2 protein-coding genes are annotated in these 1,066 nt (G+C 30.4%); both read right to left on the bottom strand.

The annotated features are described in order from the left end of the window. Positions 1 to 134 precede the first annotated feature (134 nt). The gene (locus Q0857_RS16860) at positions 135 to 626 is read right to left on the bottom strand and encodes a hypothetical protein (protein ID WP_298538070.1); all 492 of its coding nucleotides are present in this window, start codon (positions 624 to 626) and stop codon (positions 135 to 137) included. A 44-nt stretch (positions 627 to 670) separates the two neighbouring features. After that, complete coding sequence (locus Q0857_RS16855) at positions 671 to 1,018, bottom strand: hypothetical protein (RefSeq protein ID WP_167966604.1); 348 nt, start codon at positions 1,016 to 1,018, stop codon at positions 671 to 673. Between the last annotated feature and the right edge of the window lie 48 nt (positions 1,019 to 1,066).

Here is a 1,066-nt window from a genome sequence, read left to right as displayed (position 1 = left end):
TACAACGTTGTTGTATATGGAAAGTTGCGTGTTTGTGTGCGAGGATTTTCCGAAGGAAAATCAGAAGCTAGCAAACAAAGCAACAAACTTTGGTTTATGGTAAAACTAGCAATTTTTTATATACGGTGTTGTGGTTAGTTTTTATTTAGTTCTTTCAGTTTTATTAATGAAAACCCAACCATTGCTATTAAAACTAATGTTTGAGAAATTGCAAAACCAAGATTAAACCAGCCATAAAATCTCAAATATTCTCCCATTTCCAAAAGTGTGTTTTCAGAAGCAGATTCGGCATACATTCCAGATAATTTGTTTGTCAAAGGTGTTAGTATAAAAACAACTAAAGCCGAAATTATTAGCAGTCTCTTTGGAAATTCAGTTAGATAAATTCCAGATGTTTTTGTTATTGATTTTGTTTTGATTCTATTTAAAAGAAATAATGCAGTTAGCGAATAAAAAATCAAAGTTATTATTGGAAAAACGTAAGTCATTACATTATATGAAATTCCAAGTTCTGCGAATCCAAAATAAAGTAAGTGGATAATGAAGTATAATATTGATTCTACAGCAATGACAAAGACAAAACCAAAGATTATCCACAACATTAACAATATATTTTCTTTATTCATTTAGTGTTTTATTCAGTTGTCGAAATTCAGATTATTATCCACTTTTACCATAAGTGAGGTTTTGCAAAATAGAGCCAACCACACCATAGAGTCCAAAGACAACTAAATAAAAGTCCGATTGTAAAAAATATAATTCGAAACCTTTTTAGTCCAATTTTGTTTTTCAGATAGTACCAATCAAACAATTCTAATAGAGTTCCTAATGAGTAAAAAATATTTGCTCCAATTCCCCAAATTATAATTCCGATTGTGTCGTCTATAGTCCAAGAGTATTCTCCTCTTGAAAGGCCGTCATAAACTGCAAAAATTCCGAAAAGTCCAACAGCGACATTATAAATCCATCTTTTAGATTCCCACCATTTAATATTCGATTTTAGTTCTTCTATTGTCATTTTTTCAAATTAACCACAACGGTTTGTATATGGAAAGTTGCGTGTTTG

Origin of the sequence: uncultured Algibacter sp. (assembly GCF_947495925.1) — a bacterium.
Classification (GTDB): domain Bacteria; phylum Bacteroidota; class Bacteroidia; order Flavobacteriales; family Flavobacteriaceae; genus Algibacter_E.
Note: the sequence above shows the minus strand (reverse complement) of the source record. Positions and strands in the feature narration are given on the sequence as shown.

Coding starts and splice junctions, on each gene's coding strand:
- Q0857_RS16860 (WP_298538070.1), bottom strand. CDS start 626: ATGAATAAAGAAAATATATTGTTAATGTTGTGGATAATCTTTGGTTTT.
- Q0857_RS16855 (WP_167966604.1), bottom strand. CDS start 1,018: ATGACAATAGAAGAACTAAAATCGAATATTAAATGGTGGGAATCTAAA.